Genomic DNA, 21,238 nt, shown 5'->3' with positions numbered 1-21,238 from the left:
GATGTGTCTAAACCTCCACTATATGCAACTACAACTTTATCCATACTAATTATTTTTTTTCTTTTTTTAAGAATAATGCTTGTTTAATTTTTTTTAATCTGCTTAACACCTTTGAATTGTATTCGTGCTTTTTAACATTTTTTTCATGTTTAGGATCGTACAACATTCCGGTACACAAACACATTTTTCTATTGGTACGCATTAAAATATCGTAATTTTTACAAGTTTGGCAACCATTCCAAAAGGCTTCATCAGTCGTTAATTCAGAAAAGGTTACTGGTTGATATCCCAACTCATAATTAATTTTCATTACAGCTAAACCAGTAGTAATTCCAAATATTTTAGCTTCTGGATATTTTTCTTTTGAATGCTCTAAAATTTTCTGTTTTATTTTTTTTGCTAACCCTTGATTTCTATAATCAGGGTGCACAATCAATCCTGAGTTTACTACAAATTTTAAATTATCCCATAATTCTATGTAGCAAAAACCAGCAAATTGACCCTCATGAACTGCAATTACTGCATTGCCATTCACTATTTTTTTAGTAATATATTCTGGCGTTCGCTGTGCAATACCTGTACCTCTTACTTTTGCAGACTCTTCAATAGTGTCACAAATTAATTGAGCAAATTTTACATGCGACTCGTTAGCTATTACAACCTTCATTGGCTTATTTTATTAAATTGAAAATTAAATTTTTTATAAATTAAATTGTTAACGACAAAATTATTGTCTAAAACAGAATACGCCCCAATAGGGCGTAATAAGTAACTAATTATCCCAATAAAAATTATTGAAAAAATTATAAAATTGATGTTAAATACTATGTTATAAAAATGATACAAAATATTGGTAAAAAATGAAAATTAATAAACTGTTTTTTTTTGGATACGAAATATTAACGCACAATGCGGCGCATCCTAAAAGTAGGCGGGGGTGTTAAAACAGTTGTATTTAAACTATAAATTTTCATCGGTACAATATTACATAAATAAATAATACAATTTTTAAAATGTTGAATAATTAACAAAATCACCGTATAAACTATTAAAAATTAACAAATAACGTTTTTTAACTTTCTTAAAGTTCTAAATTAAATATTGAAATAAATCTGGTTTTTCATTTAAATACACTCCTAAGAAACCCTTTTCTTTCATTCTGGTAACTAAAGGTTCAAAATTTTCTTTTGATTTTAATTCGATACCTACAACAGCCGGACCTTTATCTCGGTTGTGCTTTTTTGTGTATTCAAAATATGCAATATCATCATTAGGACCTAAAACATCTACTACAAATTCTTTTAAAGCACCTGCTCTTTGCGGAAATTTGATAATAAAATAATGCTTTAAACCTTCATAAAACAAGGCACGTTCTTTCATTTCCTCCATTCGGGTAATATCATTATTACCTCCACTTACAATGCAAACTACCGTTTTTCCTTTTATTTGCTCTTTATGATTTTCTAAAGCAGCAATTGACAAGGCGCCTGCAGGTTCTACAACCAAGGCGTTTTCATTATAGACTTTTAATATTGTAGAACAAATTAAACCTTCATCAATTAAATCAACACTATGTAATATTTCTTTACAAAATTCGAATGTGATATCTCCCATACGTTTTACCGCAGCGCCATCAACAAATTTATCAATTTCATTTAGGGTACTATTTTCTCCTTTTTCTAAGGAAGTTGTTAAAGAAGGTGCTCCTTTTGGTTCCACTCCAATAATTTTAGTATCCGGACTTAACGCTTTAAAAACACTACCAACACCCGAAGCTAATCCGCCTCCTCCAACTGGTAAAAACAAATAATCTATAGATTCTTTCGAATCGTTTAAAATTTCAATTCCAATAGTTCCTTGTCCTGCAATTACATCTAAATCGTCAAACGGATGTACAAACGTGCTTTTTTCCGCTTTACAAAATTCATTTGCTGCTTTCTGACTATCATCAAAACTATCTCCAACCAATTTAATTTCTACAAATTCACCACCAAACATTTTTACCTGACCAATTTTTTGCTGTGGTGTTGTTACAGGCATAAAAATAATACCGTGAACCTGTAAAGTTTTACAGGCAAAAGCAACTCCTTGCGCGTGATTTCCAGCACTGGCACACACAATTCCGTTTTCTAATTCTGTTGTTGTTAATCCTTGAATTTTATTATATGCACCTCTAATTTTATACGAACGTACAACCTGTAAATCTTCTCTTTTAAAGTAAATTTTTGCTTGGTAACGGTCTGAGAAATTTTTCATAAAAACCAAAGGAGTTGTTTGAACAACTCCTTTGATATTTTGCTGTGCTTTATAAATTTTTTCTAATGAAATACTATTTTTATTAGCTAAATTCATTGATACAATTTAGTGCTTTTTTTTTAAACTATTTTTTTCATTGCAGTCATAGACGCTCTTAAAAACTCTCCAATTTCTTCCACCGGATGATTTCTAATTACCGCATTTACTTCAATTAATTCTTTATTATCAACGCCATTAGAACCATCATTAAAAGGTCTACCAACATAATTACTTGGTGCATTTTTAACATAATCTGCAATTAAAGGCTTACACGCATGGTCAAATAAATAACAACCATATTCTGCTGTATCAGAAATTACACTGTTCATTTCGTATAATTTTCTACGTGCAATAGTATTGGCAATTAATGGTGTTTCGTGTAAAGATTCGTAATATGCAGATTCATCAATAATTCCTGATTCTGTCATTGCTTCAAAAGCTAATTCTACACCAGCTTTTACCATTGCTACCATTAAAACTCCATTATCAAAATACTCTTGTTCAGTAATTTTTACGTCAGCAGCTGGCGTTTTTTCAAAAGCAGTTTCACCTGTTGCAGCTCTCCAAGTTAATAAGTTTACATCATCATTTGCCCAATCTTCCATCATTGTTTTAGAAAAATGACCACTCATAATATCATCCATATGTTTTTGGAATAACGGACGCATAATATCTTTTAATTCTTCTGATGCATTGAACGCTGCAATTTTTGCAGGGTTGTTCAATCTATCCATCATATTGGTAATTCCACCATATTTTAAGGCTTCAGTAATTGTTTCCCAACCGTATTGAATTAATTTAGAAGCGTAACCAGCATCTACTCCTTCAGCCACCATTTTATCGAAACATAAAATAGATCCAGTTTGTAACAATCCACATAAAATAGTTTGTTCTCCCATTAAATCTGATTTTACTTCAGCAACAAATGAAGATTCTAACACTCCTGCTGTATGACCTCCAGTTGCAACTGCATAGGCTTTTGCATAATCCCAACCTTTTCCTTCTGGATCGTTTTCTGGGTGTACTGCAATTAATGTTGGCACTCCAAATCCTCTTTTATATTCTTCACGAACTTCAGAACCTGGTGATTTAGGCGCAACCATAATTACCGTAATATCTTTACGTATCTGCATTCCTTCTTCCACAATATTAAATCCGTGAGAATATGAAAGCGTTGCTCCTTTTTTCATTAAAGGCATTACTGCAGATACTACAGCTGTGTGTTGTTTGTCTGGTGTTAAATTGATTAACAAATCTGCTGTTGGAATCATTTCTTCATACGTTCCTACTTTAAATTTGTTTTCAGTTGCATTGATAAAAGACTGTCTTTTTTCAGCAATTGCAGCTGCTCTTAATGTATAAGACACATCTAAACCTGAATCTCTCATGTTTAATCCTTGGTTTAAACCTTGGGCACCACAACCAATTACTACAATTTTTTTTCCTTTTAAAGCTGCTACACCTTCACTGAATTCTGATGAATCCATAAATCTACATCTTCCTAATTGATCTAATTTATCTCTTAATGAAAGCGTGTTAAAATAATTTGCCATTTTTCCTTTTATTTTTGTTAATCTGTTTAATTTTTGTTGATTTGTTTAATTGTTATTGAACCTTATATTTCAACTTGTTAATTTTATTTTGCTAAGCCATTTCCTTTAATAATTCGGAAATTGCCATTTTTGGTTTTGTAATTGCAATACGTCCAGAACGTACAAATTGCAATAAACCATAAGGCTTTAGTTTATCGTACATATTATCAATATCTTCTTTTAAACCTGAGGCTTCAATTACAAAAAAACGCTCTGATATAGTAATAATATGCGCCCTTCTAAATTTCATTCTTTCCTGAAGATCTTCATTGTATAAATGTTCTGAAGAAATTTTAAACAAAGCTGTTTCGTTATAAATTATTTCATCTTCTGTATGATAAAATGCACCTATAACTTCTATTTGTTTTTCTAATTGCCCCACCACTTTTCTAGCTTGTATTTCAGAAATATTTACTACAAAAGTAAACCTATGAACATTTTCAATTTCCGATTTTGAAACAGTCATACTTTCAATATTTATATGACGTTTTAAAAATATTGCCGAAAGGCGATTTAATATTCCTACGTTATTTTCAGTATATACTGAAAATGTAAAATTTTTAATTTCTTCCATTTTAACTTAATCTTATATCTGAAACACTTGCTCCTGTTGGTATCATTGGAAACACATTATCTTCTTGCTCTATAACAACTTCTAAAAAATATGCGTCTTTTGAAGCAATCATAGTTTTAATTGCATCGGCTAAATCTTCTCGTTTTGAAACTCTTTGCGCTTCAATATCATAGGCACCAGCTAATTTCACAAAATCTGGACTTACCATTTCAGTAGATGCGTAACGTTTATCAAAAAACAACTCTTGCCATTGACGTACCATTCCTAAATAACTATTGTTTAATACTACAATTTTTACAGCTGCTTTTGTTTGAAGAATGGTTCCTAACTCATTACAAGTCATTTGATAACCACCATCACCAATAATAGCAACAACTTCACGATCTGGCACACCCATTTTTGCTCCAATTGCAGCTGGCAAGGCAAATCCCATTGTTCCTAAACCTCCAGATGTTACGCTACTTCTTGTTTTAATAAAATCGGCATAGCGACACGCAAACATTTGATGTTGACCAACATCAGAAACAATTACAGCATCTCCGTTTGTTTCTTTGTTAATACCACCCAATACTTCACCCATTGTTAAACCAGGTTTTGTTGGGTTTAACTGATCATTAATTACCTTATCTTTTTCAATTTGATATAATTTATCAAATTCCGTCATCCAATCTTTATGATTTTTTTTATGCACATATTGCATAACCTCTACCAAGGTTTCTTTTACGTTTCCTAATACAGCAACATCGGTTTTTACATTTTTATCAACTTCAGATGGATCAATTTCAAAATGAATTACCTTGGCTTGTTTTGCATAGGTTTTTAAATTTCCGGTAACACGATCATCAAAACGCATTCCAATAGCAATTAAAACATCGCATGAATTGGTTAAAACATTTGGCGCATAATTTCCGTGCATACCAACCATTCCAACATTTAATGGATGATTGGTTTCTAAAGCCGAAAGTCCTAAAACTGTTGATGCAGATGGAATATCTGTTTTTTCAATAAAGTTTTTAAACTCTTGTTCTGCACCACCAATAATTACACCTTGTCCCCAAACCACAAATGGTTTTTTTGCTTCATTAATAATTTTTGCAGCATCCTTTATTTTTTCAATATCAAGTTTAGGCGTTGCTCTATAACTTCTAATTTTTTGACACTTTTTATACGAATAATCTAACTCTCCAAACTGCGCATCTTTTGTAATATCTATTAACACAGGACCTGGACGACCTGATTTTGCAATGTAAAATGCTTTTGCCATTATCTCTGGAATTTCACTTGCATCTGTAATTTGATAATTCCATTTGGTTACTGGCGTTGATATACCAATAATATCTGTTTCCTGAAAAGCATCAGAACCCAATAAATGAGACGCTACTTGCCCTGTTATACAAACCAACGGCGTTGAATCTATTTGAGCATCTGCAATTCCTGTAACTAAATTTGTAGCACCAGGCCCTGAAGTTGCAAACACAATGCCTGGCTTTCCTGTAACACGTGAAAACCCTTGAGCTGCGTGTATTGCGCCTTGCTCATGACGTGTTAATACGTGATGAAATTTATCGCGATATTTATATATTTCATCATACACAGGCATAATTGCTCCGCCCGGATATCCATAAGCTAATTCTGAACCTTCTTCTAACAAACATCTAATTACTGCTTCGGCACCTGAAATTTTAACAGCCTTTGTAGATGTTTCGTCTTGCTTTTCTTTTTTTAATGTCTCCATAAAATTAAAATTTATCCGTTACACAACCTTCAGAAGCTGGAGAAACGGTTTTAGCGTATTTATATAAAATTTCTTTTGAACATTTAAGCGTAGTAGTTTTCCGTTTCACTTTTCTTTTAGTTAATGCGGTTACAAACCCTTTTACATTCATTGTTTTATTTTTTATTGCAATACCTATTTAAGGTTTTTTATATCGTTACCAAATTCTCCTACTCCATACAACATTACACATGCAACAACTTACATTTGATATTCAGCAACTTTTTTCAATTGTTATTTAATTGCGTTTTTGCTACTACTTTGTTAAAAATGTTGAATTATATTTAAAACAACTTATTTTTTACTACTTTTTTTACAATAAGGTACAAATTTATAGTAGACATTTATTTTTCTGATTTTTATATTGATTTTTTTACAATATTCATATGTCGTTTATTTTACGTATTCAATTGTTTTTTAGTCAGTTACATTCTTTTTTTTTACAATGATAATTGCATAAAAAAAACCTGTATCAAATTTTAGTTGCTACCGGTTTTAAATGTATACAATTCAACAACTATATCAACATATTAGTAAACTAATAATGACTACTTTTAAAATTACAAGTATTGATTTTACTCTTAACATACTTTTTTTACACAAAAAAACCTTCCTAAATTTAGGAAGGTTTTTATTATTTACATTAAAATTCAATCCTAAAGTACGCAGTAACTAACTACTAATACTTGAAAATAAATTAAATGTGTAATTGAATTTTTCATTATATATAAAGACAAATATGTGAAATTAATTTAAGAAATCACCTAAAAAACACATTTTTATTTTAATGATTTTTTTGCTTTCTTTTGAATAACAGATTCTACCGTTACATTGTTAATTTTACTTTCTAACCATGATAAAATATCTAAATACAAAAACGATCTTTTCTCGTAAGGATGGTTTTCAAATACAAGCAATTCGCTATGTAATTTAATAAATTCCTTTTTTAAATCTTGCGGATAAATATTACTTAAATTCTTCAAAAACAAAATCATTTTTCGCTGAACTTGGTGCAAATCATTCATTTTTAATAAAAACTTATAGGTAGATACAATTAACTTTTCAATATTATAATCTATTCCAGCTTCATAATGTGCTACCAAATTTAAAACGCGTGTGTAACACAATAAGTCTTCACGCATTTTTAAATCTTTATTACTTATAATTTTCTCTAAATAAAAAATACAATCTTCATTTTTACCAGCACCAAAATACATACAAGCTATTTTATAGTAAAACACCATAATATGATGCTCATCTATATGGTTTGCATATTTTTCTAGTTTAAGCAGTAATTTACTCACAAAAGGCAAGCCTTCGGTAAATTTACCTTCTAAAAAATGAAGATTTAATTTGTTTTGGTTATAGTATAAAAACAGTAAGGTTTTGGTGTTTTCATTAATTGCTATTTTTTCTGTTTTAACATCGTTACTTAAAGTATTTAACACACTGTTAAACTTGGTAATGTGTTTGCTTAAAAACAACGACTCTAACAAATAATTGGCGCCTTTTAAATAAAACACCGGATTATGCATTTTCATTTCAGGTTTCTCCTCAAATAAATCTACCCATTTTTGCGAGTATTTATAACTTGATAGGAAATCTTGCATAATTAAACTATGCCACAAATAGGCTTTGTATAAAAACAGTTTCTCTTTAAAACCTAATTCAGAATAAACAATTTTTGGCAATCGCTTTTCAAAATAGGTATTTACCTTATTAATATCGGCATCATCTTTGGCATATCCTTCCTTTAACAATAAACTATATAATTGCAATGATAAATTAGACAACTTGCTAGTTCTAACATTTTTTAAGCTCAATTTTTTTGCTTGTTCAGAAAGTTCATCAGCCCTATTACTCATACTTCGGGTAATGTATTGCGACTCAATTACTTTTTCAAACTCTACAATTTCATAGGCTAAATTATTTTCTTCATTTGATAATGCCAATTCTTTGGCTTTATCCAAAATTTTTAAGCTTTGTTTATACAAGCCTTTATTATATAAAATTGCAGCAAAATCAAATTGTTCTCTAATTTGAGCTCTTATATTATGGTGTACCGGATTAAAACGCAAACTCACCAATATTTGCTTATATAAATGTGCTTTGGTATTTGATATTTGTTGCTTTTTAATATTTGTTTTTTTCAGAATAAGCTCATCATCGTACGATGCCACTTTATCTAATAAATTAAAAAGCGACATAAAATTAGCATCTGCATTACCTCCTAAACGGCCCACATATAACTTAAACTGTCTCTTTTCTGATTTAGAAAGTGATTTTACAAGTGAAAAAAGCGCATCTTTTTGATCAATAGCCATTGTAACTAGATTATTTTTTTATTATTGATTATCAACAATTTACAAAATTTTTTATTCATTTGAATATAGTAAACAATAAAAATAAGTTGTAAAATCAATAATACTTTCCCTCTATTTTTGGTACTTCAAATGTGCAAAAAAAAATCAGAAATGAGTAAAAATAAAGTCCAAATTTTTGACACAACCTTAAGAGACGGTGAGCAAGTGCCAGGTTGTAAACTAAATACAGAACAAAAATTGGTGATTGCGGAACGATTAGATACGCTTGGCGTTGACGTAATTGAGGCAGGTTTTCCTATTTCTAGTCCAGGTGATTTTACATCCGTAGAAAAAATTTCTAAAATCGTTAAAAATGCCACTGTTTGTGGGCTTACCAGAGCGAATAGAAAAGATATTGAAGTTGCTGCCGATGCTTTAAAATATGCAAAAAGACCAAGAATTCATACAGGAATTGGAACTTCGGAAAGTCATATACTACATAAATTCAATTCAACACAAGATAAAATAATAGAAAGAGCTTTTGAAGCTGTTGCCTATGCAAAAACCTTTGTTGAAGATGTGGAATTTTATGCAGAAGATGCCGGAAGAACAGATAACGCTTACTTGGCAAGAGTATTAGAAAGAGTTATTAAAGCCGGTGCAACTGTGTTAAACATTCCTGATACAACTGGGTATTGTTTACCTGATGAATATGGTGCAAAAATTAAATATTTAAAGGAAAACGTAAAGGGAATTGACAATGTAATTTTATCATGTCATTGCCACAACGATTTAGGTTTAGCAACTGCCAATGCTATTGCAGGTGTTCAAAATGGCGCACGTCAAATTGAATGTACTATTAACGGAATTGGAGAACGTGCAGGAAATACTGCGCTAGAAGAAGTTGTTATGATTTTAAAACAACATCCTTACTTAAACTTAGATACCAACATTAACACCAAATTACTATACAGTACTAGTCAGTTAGTACAACAAAGTATGGGAATGATTGTACAGCCAAACAAGGCAATTATTGGTGAAAATGCATTTGCGCATAGTTCTGGAATTCACCAAGATGGTGTTATAAAAAACAGAGAAACGTACGAAATTATTGATCCGGCTGATGTAGGTGTCACAGAATCATCTATTGTATTAACCGCCAGAAGTGGTCGTGCTGCTTTAGCTTACAGAGCTAAAAACATTGGCTACGAATTAACCAAAATTCAGTTAGATGATATTTATCCTCAATTTTTAAAATTTGCCGATCATCACAAAGAGGTAAATGATCAGGATATTCATCATTTAATGGAGTTAAACCACATTTCTAAATCTAAAATAGCCATTTAAATTCGTGTTTTTTTAAATATCAAAATTTAAACTATCATTTAATAAAAGCATTTTTTAAGGAATATAGCAACTATAAATGTTACCAAACAATTTAAAATTGTTACTTCCAAAAAAAGTGCTTAACTTTAAATTTCATACCAACTAAATTAGTTGGTAGTTTAATAGTATATTTGTAGTTGTATTTTTGAAAATATTAAAGAATGAATTTGAAAATCGCTTTACTTTCTGGTGATGGAATTGGTCCAGAAGTTACCCAACAAGCTGTAAAAGTATTAGATGCCATTGCAGAAAAATATGGCCATACTTTTAAATTTGATAAAGCCGATGTAGGTGCTGTGGCTATAGATAAAACAGGAAATCCACTTCCTGATGAAACCTTGCAAATATGCAAAGATGCTGATGCTGTTTTATTTGGCGCTATTGGTCATCCTAAATATGATAACGATCCAAACGCACTTATAAGACCTGAACAAGGTTTATTAAAACTACGAAAAAGTTTAGGGCTTTTTGCAAATATCCGCCCGTTAACTACCTATCCGTTTTTAATGCATAAATCCACCTTAAAAAAGGATGTAATTAAAGGTACAGACTTTGTAATTTACAGAGAATTAACCAGCGGTATTTATTTTGGAGAACACTCGTTAAGCGAAGATGGTTTAAGCGCTACAGATAGTTGCTCGTATACAGCAGCAGAAATTGATAGAATTGCACATTTGGCTTTTAAAGCTGCACAGGTTAGACGAAAAAAATTAACTTTAGTAGACAAAGCCAATGTTTTAGAAACTTCTCGTTTATGGAGAAAAAGAGTAACCGAAATTGGGCAAGAATATCCAGATATTAAATTAGAATTTTTATTTGTTGATAATGCAGCAATGCAACTTATTTTAAAGCCAACACAGTTTGATGTAATTTTAACCGAAAACTTATTTGGCGATATTTTATCAGACGAAGCAAGCGTAATTGCAGGTTCTATTGGCTTATTAGCTTCTGCTTCCATTGGAGAAAAAACAGCTTTATTTGAACCTATTCACGGATCGTATCCAGAAGCAAAAGGAAAAAATATTGCCAATCCACTAGCATCGGTTTTATCTGCCGCTATGCTATTAGATCATTTTTCGTTGCATGATGAAGCTGATGATATTAGAACTGCGGTACAAAAATCTATAGAATTAAACATTTCAACTCCCGATTTAAATTCTAAAAATCATTTTTCTACCACCAGCGTTGGTAACTTTTTAAGCGACTTTATTTTAGATGATGAAAATACATTTTACAATAAAAATAATATAGATTTAGGACAATCAACCATTATTTAAATTTAACAAGAATTTAAAATAACACTCAAAAACATACATTTTTTGGGTGTTATTTTTTTGTAGCTTTACCCACTTAAGCACATACAATAGTTTTTCAAACGTGCTTTGTTACAACCATTCTGTACAATTGTATAACACATCTAAAAGAAATATTTTAAAAGTGTTAAAAAAAAATGGTAAATTATTCACACACTAGAACGTGATTATTATGACGAAAGAAACAATTATTCAAAAAATTATAGCAAATAAAAATAGGCCACATTTAGATTTTAGTTTAAAAGATAAAACTGAAGCATTTACCACAAACTTATTTCATACTTTATTTGATGCCAATGCTTGTGTTGCCAAAAACATAGAGCAATTAGAAATAGATTTTAAAGAAATTTACAATTTAGCTTGTATTTTAAACGATGGAAAATGTACTGAAATCTGGAGTAAATTTTTACTAAAACTTCCTGAAATTTTAGAAAATTTAAACCTAGATGCGCAAGAGCTGGTAAATAACGATCCCGCTTCTAATAATATTGAAGAAGTTTATTTAGCATATCCTGGCTTTTATGCCATTGCTATTTACAGATTTAGTCATGAACTTTTTAAATTAAACACACCTGTAATTCCAAGGTTAATGAGTGAGTATGCACACAGTAAAACAGGTACAGATATTCACCCAGGGGCAACCATTGGAAAATCTTTTTTTATTGACCACGCTACAGGAACTGTAATTGGTGAAACATGTTTAATAAAAGACCATGTTAAAATTTACCAAGGTGTAACTTTAGGAGCTCTGCAAGTAGAAAAAAGTTTAAAAAACACCAAACGTCATCCTACGGTAGAAAACAATGTAACCATTTATGCAAACGCTACTATTTTGGGCGGCGATACCGTTATAGGAGAAAATACAATTATTGGTGGTAACGTATGGATTACAGAATCTATTCCAAAAAATTCTATGGTCTATCACAAAGCAGAAATTAAATTAAAAACAAAATTATAAGCATGCAAGAGCGCACATTATTCGATTTTATAGGAAATACTCCCTTAATAAAGGCGCAACATATTTTAGTAAAAGAAGGTGTATCGTTATTTCTTAAGTTAGAAGGAAACAACCCTGGAGGAAGTGTAAAAGACCGAGCTGCGTATAATATGATTGCTTCGGCATTAGAACGCAAAGAAATTAAAAAAGGTGATTATTTAATTGAAGCTACCAGTGGAAATACGGGCATTGCATTAGCTATGATTGCGCAACAATTTGGTATTCAAATTGAATTGGTAATGCCAGAAAACTCTACCAAAGAGCGCATACAAACTATGGAAGCTTATGGCGCAAAAGTAACATTAACTCCAACTTCCGTTGGTATTGAAGGTGCGCGTGAATATGCTGATACCCAAGTTAAAGAAAAAGGGTATGTAATGTTAAACCAATTTGCAAATAATGATAATTGGAAAGCACATTATAAAACAACAGGGCCTGAAATTTGGAGAGATACGCACGGAAAAATCACCCATTTTGTTTCGGCAATGGGAACTACAGGAACCATTATGGGTACTTCAACCTATTTAAAAGAGCAAAATAAAAACATTCAAATTATTGGAGCTCAACCTACAGATAATTCAAAAATTCCCGGAATAAGAAAATGGTCACCAGCGTATTTACCAAAAATTTTTAATGCAAAAAAGGTGGATCAAATACTAGAAGTTAGCGAAGAAGAAGCCAGAATAATGACGAAAAAACTAGCAAAACAAGAAGGTGTTTTTGCAGGAATGAGCAGTGGAGGCGCAGTTGCTGCAGCTCTAAAATTAGCAGAAACAATAGATAAAGGAGTAATAGTTGCTATTATTTGCGACCGAGGAGATCGCTACTTATCATCTAATTTATTTGAATAAAACGTTGTAGTAGTTATCGTTATTTATCATTGGATTCCAGTTGGTTTTATTGTAAATTTGTTAGTTAGAATTCATATTACCTACACATGAAAAAAATTCAAATGGTTGACCTACAAAGTCAATATGCAAAAATCCAAAATACAGTTGATGCTCGAATTTCTGAAGTTTTAAAGTCAGCTACATTTATAAACGGTCCGGAAGTCCATAATTTCCAAAAAGAATTAGAAAACTATTTAGGCGTAAAACACGTTATTCCTTGTGCAAATGGAACCGACGCATTGCAAATAGCAATGATGGGGTTAGATTTAAAACCTGGTGACGAAGTTATTACTGCCGATTTTACCTTTGCTGCAACTGTTGAAGTTATTGCCTTATTGCACTTAACTCCCGTTTTAGTTGATGTTGATCCTGTTGATTTCAACATTTCTATAGAAGCCATAAAAAAAGCAATTACTCCAAAAACAAAAGCTATTGTTCCTGTTCATTTATTTGGAAGACCCGCAAATATGGAAGCTATTATGGATTTAGCTAAAGAACATAACTTGTTTGTAATTGAAGATAATGCACAAGCAATTGGTGCTGAATATACTTTTAGCGATGGAAGTAAAAAGAAAGTAGGCGCTATTGGTCACGCTGCTTCAACATCATTCTTCCCTTCAAAAAACTTAGGATGTTATGGTGATGGTGGTGCAATTTTTACCAATGATGATGAATTAGCACACAAAATTAGAGGAATTGTAAACCACGGAATGTATGTTCGTTATCACCACGATGTGGTTGGTGTAAACTCAAGATTAGACAGTATTCAGGCTGCTGTTTTAAGTACAAAACTAGCACATTTAGATGATTACAATAAAGCCAGACAAGAAGCTGCTAAAAAATACAACGCTGCATTTGCTGGTCAAAAAAACATAGTAACTCCTGCAATTTATGATGAATGTGTAGATCACGTATTTCATCAATATACCTTAAAAGTATTGAATGTGGATAGAGATCAATTGGCTGCATTTTTAAACGAAAACGGAATTCCTTGTGGCGTGTATTATCCAATTCCATTACACAGTCAAAAAGCATATGCCGATGAACGTTATAATGAAGCTGATTTTCCTGTAACTAATCAATTAATTAAAGAAGTTATTTCATTGCCAATGCATACAGAATTGGAAGATGATCAAATAGCATTTATTACTTCTAAAGTCATTGAATTTATAAATAAATAAAAAAATAGTATGAAAGTATTAGTAACTGGTGGCCTTGGTTTTATTGGCTCACATACCGTTGTTGAATTACAAAACGAAGGATTTGAGGTAATTATTATTGATAATTTATCGAACTCAAGTATTGATGTTTTAGATAACATTACATCAATTACTGGTATTAAACCTGAATATCATACTATTGATTTAAAAGATAAATTAGCTGTAAAATTATTTTTTGAACAACATAAAGTAGATGGAGTAATCCATTTTGCCGCATCAAAAGCGGTAGGTGAAAGTGTACAAATACCGTTAGACTACTACGAAAATAATATTCATTCTTTGGTGTACATTTTACAAGAAATGAAAGCCAATAATTTAAATAATTTTATATTCAGCTCTTCTTGTACCGTTTACGGACAAGCTGATGAATTACCAATTACCGAGAATGCACCTATTAAGCCTGCAGAATCTCCATACGGAAATACCAAGCAAATTGGCGAAGAAATCATAAAAGATATCACAAAAGTAACTGATTTAAAAGCCATTGCACTGCGTTATTTTAATCCAATTGGCGCACATCCATCAGCAAAAATTGGTGAATTACCTATTGGGGTACCACAAAATTTAATTCCGTATGTAGTGCAAACTGCTGCTGGAATTAGAAAAGAACTTTCTGTTTTTGGAAGCGATTATAATACGCCAGACGGAACGGCGGTTCGTGATTATATTCACGTGGTTGATATTGCAAAAGCACATATTGTAGCATTAAAACGTTTAATTGAAAATAAAAACAAATTACAATATGAAGTTTTTAATTTAGGTACTGGTAATGGAAATTCTGTTTTAGAAGTTATCCACACTTTTGAACGTGTTACTGGTAAAAAAGTAAACTATAAACTGGTTGATAAAAGACCAGGAGATGTTACTGCTGCCTACGCAGATACTAACTTTGCAAACACTGAATTGGGTTGGAAAACCGAATTATCTTTAGATGAAGCACTACTTTCTGCCTGGAAATGGCAGGAAACATTGTAATAAGTACTTTAGCTTATAAAAAAAGCTATTTAAAAAGAATACAGTCAACCAAGCGTTTTAGTTTTTAAAATAACTTTAAACGAATTGGTAAGATTCTGAAACAAGTTCAGAATGACGTTAAATTCATTTTAAATAGCTTTTTTTTTATACTTTACATTTCATTTTCATCCGCAGGTAACTTAAAAAATACTTAATTCAAAATTTAGTTACATTTGTAAAAAATATATGCTCCGTATGAAAAAACTTTTAGCGTTCCTCTTTTTTTGCTTTTTAAATAGTTCAATCAATGCGCAAAATAATCCCATATCTTATTCTGTAGAATTAAATGGCGCAACAGCAACCAAGAGTACACTACCATTTTGGCTCTATGCCAATCAATTTGGAGCAGTTTCTAACGATCACCATATAGCTGCAAAACTGGGTGTTTTTTCAGATTTCAACACAAAAGATACTGCTTTCAAAACTTCTTACAAGGCAAGTTTTATAGCATTAAAAGAAGCTAAAAACAATAGTATTGTTGATGAGCTTTATGCAAGTGCTCAGTACGCTATTTTTCAATTAGATTTAGGAGTTAAACATCCTAACCTTCTATGGGAAGGGCTATCCTCCTCTAACGGAAATATAGTAATGTCTACAAACGCACGATCATTACCAGGCTACAATGTATCTATACCCAACTATACCCAACTTCCCTTTGCAAAAAATTGGTTGACTTTTAAAGGAAATTATAGCGATTATATGTTTACTGATAACCGTATTGTTACCGATGCCAGATTGCATGCTAAAAGTTTGTATTTAAAATACAAACTAAACCCAACATTAGAATTAATCACGGGTATCAATCACTATGTGCAATGGGGCGGAACTTCTTCTATTACAGGAAAACAACCTTCTAGCTTTAAAGATTACCTACGAATTGTCACTGGAAGTTCAGGAGGTCACGACGCCTTGGGTAATGAAGAAATTAATGTTCTTGGGAATCATTTAGGCAATTACTTGCTACAACTGAATTACTCAGGAGAAAAAACCAACTGGAATTTCTACTATTCACATATATTTGAAGATGGATCTGGGAGAGAATTACAAAACTGGCGAGATGGCTTATATGGCGTTTTTATAGATTTTAAACAACCCAAAGCATTTATATCTCATATGCTTACAGAATTTACCTACACCAAACATATGAGTGGATCTAACGCTCCAGATGATGCAAATGGTGGCAGAGGAATGGATAATTATTTTAACAACGGGCCAGCTTACAACTCAGGTTGGACTTATTTTGGAAACACTATTGGTTCGCCTTACTTTACCCCAACACCTTTAGATGACGATGGTATTAGTCATGGTATTATTGACAATCGTTTTATGGCTTTTAATATTGGTATGAAAGGTACTATTCAACAACTTCCTTATAAATTAATGTTGAGTCATACCACCTATTTTGGGTGGTTTAATGCAGAATACCAACCAAAACCAACTCAGTTTTCAGGCTTTTTAGAGTTCGGATTGCCAAAAATAAATCAATTCCCTATAGATATTACTATCGGAACTGCTTTTGATACTGGTACTTACAGACCTTCTAACTTGGGTGGCTTTTTAAAATTAACCAAACGTGGCGTATTTTAAAAACACTCTCTAATTCTATTCTGTAATTTCCACTACACATCAATATAAAAAAGTTAACTTTGTAAAAAGATTAAAAAAATTAAAATTGCATTAACTTTTGAAATTGAGACTTCATGCTTCATTATTTTAAAAAAAAGAAAAAAAGCAGTCCTTTTTTTCCTGAAAATTATATCGATATCCATTCTCATATTATTCCTGGGATTGATGATGGTGCAAAAAGTGTAGAAGAATCTATTGCCTTATTGCAAAAAATGAATGAATTGGGTATTCAAAACTTTGTGTGCACACCCCACGTAATGGAAAGTGTTTGGGAAAATTCATCTCAAAAAATAAGCAGTCAATTTTCCGAATTAGAGCAGCATTTAAAAAATTCCAATTTAAAACATCTTTCTGTTCGTTTTGCTGCTGAGTATATGCTAGATCAAAACTTTCAACAATTGTTAGAGAACAAAGATATTTTACCTATAAAAGACAATTATATTTTGGTAGAAATGTCGTATTTAAATCCTCCTATTAATTTATACGAAATGCTTTTTGATATTCAAATTGCAGGCTACCAACCTATTTTAGCACATCCTGAACGCTATAAATTTTTACATTCAACTTTTAATGAGTATCAAAAACTAAAAGATGCGGGTTGCTTGTTTCAGCTAAATCTATTGTCTTTAAGCTCTTATTATGGGAAAGAAGTAAACAAAATAGCTATTGAATTGCTAAAGAAAAATATGATTGATGTAGCAAGTAGTGATGCACATCATCAAAAACATTTAGCAACCTTAGAAGAAATTACTAAAAATTCTAAACTACATAAACTTGTACAGCACGTTTTAGAAAATAATAAGCTATTTATTTAAATAGCATCATTATCTTAAAAAAGGAGGTTGTTTTAAAACTAAAATTTTCTACAAACTACCATATTAACTTTCAGCATTGTTTCAGCTTTATATGGTATGTTTTTAGTATTCATTTAATGCATTATTGAATAGCTTCTCAAACTATATTACAACACTTTTAAAACAACCTCTTTTTATTCTTTTCAACAAATTTTATCTTTTAAAGAAATCTTTGAAACTTTTCTTTGTAAATGGTTTTTTATCATCATCTCCATAGCCATAACCGTACCCATAGCCATACCCTTTATCAGAATCTACATCGTTTACTAATATCGACATATTATTCAAACGTTTTTCATTGTACAACATTTTTGGCACTTCTAATAAACGCTTGTCTAAATGGTTGGCTCTAATTACATAAATAAACAAGTCGGCATAATCACTAATCAATAAGGTATCTGTTACCAAATTAATTGGAGCGGTATCAACAATAATATAATCGTAGTTATTTTTGGCATACTCCATTACCTCATCAAACCTACCATTCATTAAAAGTTCAGCTGGATTTGGAGGAATAATTCCTGAATGAATCATATCAAAATTATACTCTTTTACATTCTCAATCACATCTGGAACCGCCAATTTTGAATCTCTTAAAAAATGTGTTAACCCTAAATTACTTTCAAAATTTAAATAGCTAATAATTTTAGGACTTCTAATATCCGCACCAACTAACAGTACTTTTTTTGAAGTTAATGCTAATACCGATGCTAAATTTATAGCAATAAATGTTTTTCCTTCTCCACTAATAGTTGAAGTTAAAAAGATAGTTTTAGATTTTGTTTGAACTTTAGAAAACATAAAGTTAATATTGGTTCGCACTAATCTAAATGCCTCTGCTATACCGCTTCTATCTTGATCTGAAACCACTAATTTTTTAAGATTTCTAGTTCTAGGAATATCACCTAAAATAGGTGCTTGCAACGCAGCTTCAATATCTTTACGCGATTGTACTTTATTATTTAATAAAAGTTTTAAGTAAATTACCGCAAACGGTAGTATAATACCTAATAAAAGCGCTGCCAAATACACAATTTTACGTTTAGGCGCTACGGGAATATCACTTCCATAAGCCTTGTCTATTATTTTAGCATTCGGTTGTGTAACTGCTAAGGTAATCGCATTTTCCTCACGTTTTTGCAATAAATACAAATACAAGGTCTCAATAATTTGCTGTTGACGTTGTATATCTCTGTATTCTCTTTCTTGACGCGGAACAGCGGTAATTTTAGAATTAATCCTAGACTCTTGTTTTTGAACATCATTTAAAGAAATTTTTAATGTGTTCTTTAAATTCACCAAACTTTTTGCAATGCTATTGCGTACTCCTGCAATTTGATCATTCAAATTTATAATAACAGGATTTAACTTACTAGAACTCTTTAAAATTCTGTTTCTTTCTAACAGCAACTCGTTATAACGCTCTGTAGTTGAACTGATAGATTCATCAGGCAACCCTAAATTTGCAGGAATCAGTTCTTCTGAATTTTGAGTAACATATTCGTTTACATAATCCACCAAACGAATTTGCGTATTTAAGTCTACTATTTTCTTCTCAATATCGGCATTTGTTCCTAATATAAGTGTCGCTTCTGAAGTAATATCCGTTAAATTATTCGATGTTTTAAATTTCTCAACACCTTTATCAACATCCGACAAGTCTTCTGAAATAATATCCAATCGTTTATTAATAAACACATTGGTATTTTTTGCAATCATACTTTTATCTTCAACCGCATCTTTATTGTACTGATAAACTAAATTATCTAAAATGGCCTGTGCTTTCGTTTTCAATTCGCTCTTTAAACTCAGTTGCAACACACTTGCATTTTTATTTACCGGTTGAACTTGTATAGCCGATTTTAAATTATCCACTACCTTTTTAATTGGCGTAATAACAACTTGTAGTTCATTGTCTTTAATTTTTGAAACATCAGCCAACGGAGTAATGGTAATTTCTCCGAAATTTGTTTTAATATTTTCACCAAAGCTATGTTCAGCAACTTTGTTTCCTTCGCTATCTAGCAGTTTAAATTTTGAAGCAGCACCAAAAACAATCGTAAATGACGTATCAGCAGCATAAAACAACGAATCCTTTGTAAATACATTCAGTTTTACAGGCACTTCATTTTTAAAGATTTCAGAAGTTCTTACACGTCCTTTTTTAAAATAAGAAACATTAATTCCAACATCTTTAACCACACGCTCAATTAAGGATCTGGATTTTAACAATTCTATTTCATTTTCAATAGAAGAACCTTTTGAACCACTAAACAGCCCTAAATCCTGAAAAGCAGATAATTCAGAGGCTAAACCGCCACTATCTTCGTCATTAATTAATATTGTTGTAGAAACTTCATATTGATTGGGTGTATACCGTAAATATACATACGCAACTACTAACGAAACAAAAGCCCCTAATACAAACCATTTCCAATAGTAGGCATATTTTTCAACTTCTTGTCGAATATTAATAGATTCGTCTTGAAACTGAATATTTGGTAATTGATTATTTTCTTCTTGCATAATATTTTTTAGTTTGTAAGAATGGCTATAAGAGATATTAAGGTAGAAATTGAGGATAAAATTAAGCTTGCATTTGATCCAACCGCCGATGAATTAACCTTTGTTTTGTTCGGCTCTACATAAATAACATCATTTTGTGCTAAATAGTAATAAGGCGAATTAAAAAGCTGTTTATTGGTTAAATCAATTGTTACAAATTTACGTTCCCCTTGTACTTCTCTTATTAAACTTACGGTAGTTCTTTTTCCTTGAATGGTTAAATCTCCAGCCATACCAATAGCTTCTATAATAGAAATTCGCTCATTGGTTACAGGATACGTTCCTGGCTTTACAACCTCCCCTAATACGGTTACTTTAAAATTAGTTATACGTACGTTTACAATTGGATTTTTAATGTAACTCCCTAATTTTTCAGCTAAATTTTTAGAAAATTCTTTGGTGGTTAAACCTTCAACCTTTGTAGTTCCTAATACAGGAAAATTAATATTCCCATCCGTATCTACTAAATAATCTAAGGTTTTTAAATTCGTAGTGTAAGTTCCTATTACTGGTGTTTCGTATAAATTAAATGGAATTGCCGCCTCTGCATCTATTGCCGAAACATTTACACTAAGGAAATCTCCTTGTTGAATTTTAGGTTCAAAACTCACCAATTTTGAACTTGTTTCAACACCTTCTACATCCTGAAAATATAACATTTTCTTATTTGATACACATGATGTTGTTAGTAACACTACCAACAACAAACAACTCACAAAAACTGGACTTTTTCTTTTTATACAATTCATTTTTTACATTTTTAGGCTTACCTTTCTAAAATTTAGCCATTCCTACTATTTTCCTTTATTTTACAATTTTTACGTAACTTTTTTTC

The 21,238-nt window shown here is 31.2% G+C and carries 17 protein-coding genes; 8 read left to right on the top strand and 9 right to left on the bottom strand.

What is annotated here, in order from left to right:
- Positions 1-49: 49 nt before the first annotated feature.
- From ABY298_RS07650 to ABY298_RS07620, 7 genes are all read right to left on the bottom strand, one after another.
- Positions 50-667: a GNAT family N-acetyltransferase gene (locus tag ABY298_RS07650; RefSeq protein WP_372745431.1), complete on the bottom strand. Its 618-nt coding sequence runs from the start codon at positions 665-667 to the stop codon at positions 50-52.
- Positions 668-1,089: 422 nt separating this feature from the next.
- Positions 1,090-2,352: a threonine ammonia-lyase IlvA gene (gene ilvA / locus ABY298_RS07645; RefSeq protein ID WP_372745430.1), complete on the bottom strand. Its 1,263-nt coding sequence runs from the start codon at positions 2,350-2,352 to the stop codon at positions 1,090-1,092.
- A gap of 23 nt (positions 2,353-2,375) precedes the next feature.
- Positions 2,376-3,848: a ketol-acid reductoisomerase gene (gene ilvC, locus ABY298_RS07640; RefSeq protein ID WP_372745429.1), complete on the bottom strand. Its 1,473-nt coding sequence runs from the start codon at positions 3,846-3,848 to the stop codon at positions 2,376-2,378.
- 91 nt (positions 3,849-3,939) lie between these two features.
- Positions 3,940-4,461 carry an acetolactate synthase small subunit gene (gene ilvN, locus ABY298_RS07635; RefSeq protein ID WP_372745428.1) on the bottom strand — a complete coding sequence of 174 codons (522 nt, stop codon included), beginning with the start codon at positions 4,459-4,461 and terminating at the stop codon, positions 3,940-3,942.
- Position 4,462: 1 nt separating this feature from the next.
- The gene (gene ilvB, locus ABY298_RS07630; protein WP_372745427.1) at positions 4,463-6,196 is read right to left on the bottom strand and encodes a biosynthetic-type acetolactate synthase large subunit; all 1,734 of its coding nucleotides are present in this window, start codon (positions 6,194-6,196) and stop codon (positions 4,463-4,465) included.
- Positions 6,197-6,200: 4 nt separating this feature from the next.
- Positions 6,201-6,347 (bottom strand): hypothetical protein, encoded by a 147-nt coding sequence (locus ABY298_RS07625; RefSeq protein WP_372745426.1) that lies wholly within the window; start codon positions 6,345-6,347, stop codon positions 6,201-6,203.
- Positions 6,348-7,014: 667 nt separating this feature from the next.
- Entirely contained in the window at positions 7,015-8,559 is a 1,545-nt protein-coding gene (locus ABY298_RS07620) for a hypothetical protein (RefSeq protein ID WP_372745425.1), read from the bottom strand.
- 150 nt (positions 8,560-8,709) lie between these two features.
- On the opposite strand from ABY298_RS07620, the gene ABY298_RS07615 reads away from it, so the two are divergent.
- From ABY298_RS07615 to ABY298_RS07580, 8 genes are all read left to right on the top strand, one after another.
- On the top strand, positions 8,710-9,885 hold the full coding sequence (locus ABY298_RS07615; protein ID WP_372745424.1) for a 2-isopropylmalate synthase: 1,176 nt from the start codon (positions 8,710-8,712) through the stop codon (positions 9,883-9,885).
- Between the two features lie 200 nt (positions 9,886-10,085).
- Positions 10,086-11,201, top strand: a complete 1,116-nt coding sequence (leuB, locus tag ABY298_RS07610; RefSeq protein WP_372745423.1) for a 3-isopropylmalate dehydrogenase — start codon at positions 10,086-10,088, stop codon at positions 11,199-11,201.
- Positions 11,202-11,409: 208 nt separating this feature from the next.
- Positions 11,410-12,195: a serine O-acetyltransferase gene (locus ABY298_RS07605; RefSeq protein WP_372745422.1), complete on the top strand. Its 786-nt coding sequence runs from the start codon at positions 11,410-11,412 to the stop codon at positions 12,193-12,195.
- 2 nt (positions 12,196-12,197) lie between these two features.
- Positions 12,198-13,085 (top strand): cysteine synthase CysM, encoded by an 888-nt coding sequence (cysM, locus tag ABY298_RS07600; RefSeq protein ID WP_372745421.1) that lies wholly within the window; start codon positions 12,198-12,200, stop codon positions 13,083-13,085.
- 86 nt (positions 13,086-13,171) lie between these two features.
- Positions 13,172-14,305: a DegT/DnrJ/EryC1/StrS family aminotransferase gene (locus tag ABY298_RS07595; RefSeq protein ID WP_372745420.1), complete on the top strand. Its 1,134-nt coding sequence runs from the start codon at positions 13,172-13,174 to the stop codon at positions 14,303-14,305.
- 9 nt (positions 14,306-14,314) lie between these two features.
- Positions 14,315-15,319 carry a UDP-glucose 4-epimerase GalE gene (galE, locus tag ABY298_RS07590; RefSeq protein ID WP_372745419.1) on the top strand — a complete coding sequence of 335 codons (1,005 nt, stop codon included), beginning with the start codon at positions 14,315-14,317 and terminating at the stop codon, positions 15,317-15,319.
- Between the two features lie 234 nt (positions 15,320-15,553).
- Positions 15,554-16,945, top strand: coding sequence for a capsule assembly Wzi family protein (locus ABY298_RS07585; RefSeq protein ID WP_372745417.1), 1,392 nt, complete (start codon positions 15,554-15,556; stop codon positions 16,943-16,945).
- Positions 16,946-17,058: 113 nt separating this feature from the next.
- Entirely contained in the window at positions 17,059-17,799 is a 741-nt protein-coding gene (locus ABY298_RS07580) for a tyrosine-protein phosphatase (RefSeq protein ID WP_372745416.1), read from the top strand.
- Between the two features lie 192 nt (positions 17,800-17,991).
- On the opposite strand, the gene ABY298_RS07575 is transcribed toward ABY298_RS07580, so the two are convergent.
- Positions 17,992-20,364, bottom strand: coding sequence for a GumC family protein (locus ABY298_RS07575; RefSeq protein WP_372745415.1), 2,373 nt, complete (start codon positions 20,362-20,364; stop codon positions 17,992-17,994).
- Positions 20,365-20,372: 8 nt separating this feature from the next.
- A complete protein-coding gene (locus ABY298_RS07570) occupies positions 20,373-21,152 on the bottom strand; it encodes a polysaccharide biosynthesis/export family protein (RefSeq protein ID WP_372745414.1) in 780 nt (259 codons plus the stop codon).
- Positions 21,153-21,238 lie beyond the last annotated feature (86 nt).

The sequence above is a fragment of the Lutibacter sp. genome (assembly GCF_041596795.1).
Taxonomy (GTDB): domain Bacteria; phylum Bacteroidota; class Bacteroidia; order Flavobacteriales; family Flavobacteriaceae; genus Lutibacter.
The sequence above is the reverse complement of the archived record's forward strand: the minus strand, read 5'-3'. Positions and strand labels throughout refer to the sequence as shown.

Coding starts and splice junctions, on each gene's coding strand:
- ABY298_RS07650 (WP_372745431.1), bottom strand. CDS start 667: ATGAAGGTTGTAATAGCTAACGAGTCGCATGTAAAATTTGCTCAATTA.
- ilvA (WP_372745430.1), bottom strand. CDS start 2,352: ATGAATTTAGCTAATAAAAATAGTATTTCATTAGAAAAAATTTATAAA.
- ilvC (WP_372745429.1), bottom strand. CDS start 3,848: ATGGCAAATTATTTTAACACGCTTTCATTAAGAGATAAATTAGATCAA.
- ilvN (WP_372745428.1), bottom strand. CDS start 4,461: ATGGAAGAAATTAAAAATTTTACATTTTCAGTATATACTGAAAATAAC.
- ilvB (WP_372745427.1), bottom strand. CDS start 6,196: ATGGAGACATTAAAAAAAGAAAAGCAAGACGAAACATCTACAAAGGCT.
- ABY298_RS07625 (WP_372745426.1), bottom strand. CDS start 6,347: ATGAATGTAAAAGGGTTTGTAACCGCATTAACTAAAAGAAAAGTGAAA.
- ABY298_RS07620 (WP_372745425.1), bottom strand. CDS start 8,559: ATGGCTATTGATCAAAAAGATGCGCTTTTTTCACTTGTAAAATCACTT.
- ABY298_RS07615 (WP_372745424.1), top strand. CDS start 8,710: ATGAGTAAAAATAAAGTCCAAATTTTTGACACAACCTTAAGAGACGGT.
- leuB (WP_372745423.1), top strand. CDS start 10,086: ATGAATTTGAAAATCGCTTTACTTTCTGGTGATGGAATTGGTCCAGAA.
- ABY298_RS07605 (WP_372745422.1), top strand. CDS start 11,410: ATGACGAAAGAAACAATTATTCAAAAAATTATAGCAAATAAAAATAGG.
- cysM (WP_372745421.1), top strand. CDS start 12,198: ATGCAAGAGCGCACATTATTCGATTTTATAGGAAATACTCCCTTAATA.
- ABY298_RS07595 (WP_372745420.1), top strand. CDS start 13,172: ATGAAAAAAATTCAAATGGTTGACCTACAAAGTCAATATGCAAAAATC.
- galE (WP_372745419.1), top strand. CDS start 14,315: ATGAAAGTATTAGTAACTGGTGGCCTTGGTTTTATTGGCTCACATACC.
- ABY298_RS07585 (WP_372745417.1), top strand. CDS start 15,554: ATGAAAAAACTTTTAGCGTTCCTCTTTTTTTGCTTTTTAAATAGTTCA.
- ABY298_RS07580 (WP_372745416.1), top strand. CDS start 17,059: ATGCTTCATTATTTTAAAAAAAAGAAAAAAAGCAGTCCTTTTTTTCCT.
- ABY298_RS07575 (WP_372745415.1), bottom strand. CDS start 20,364: ATGCAAGAAGAAAATAATCAATTACCAAATATTCAGTTTCAAGACGAA.
- ABY298_RS07570 (WP_372745414.1), bottom strand. CDS start 21,152: ATGAATTGTATAAAAAGAAAAAGTCCAGTTTTTGTGAGTTGTTTGTTG.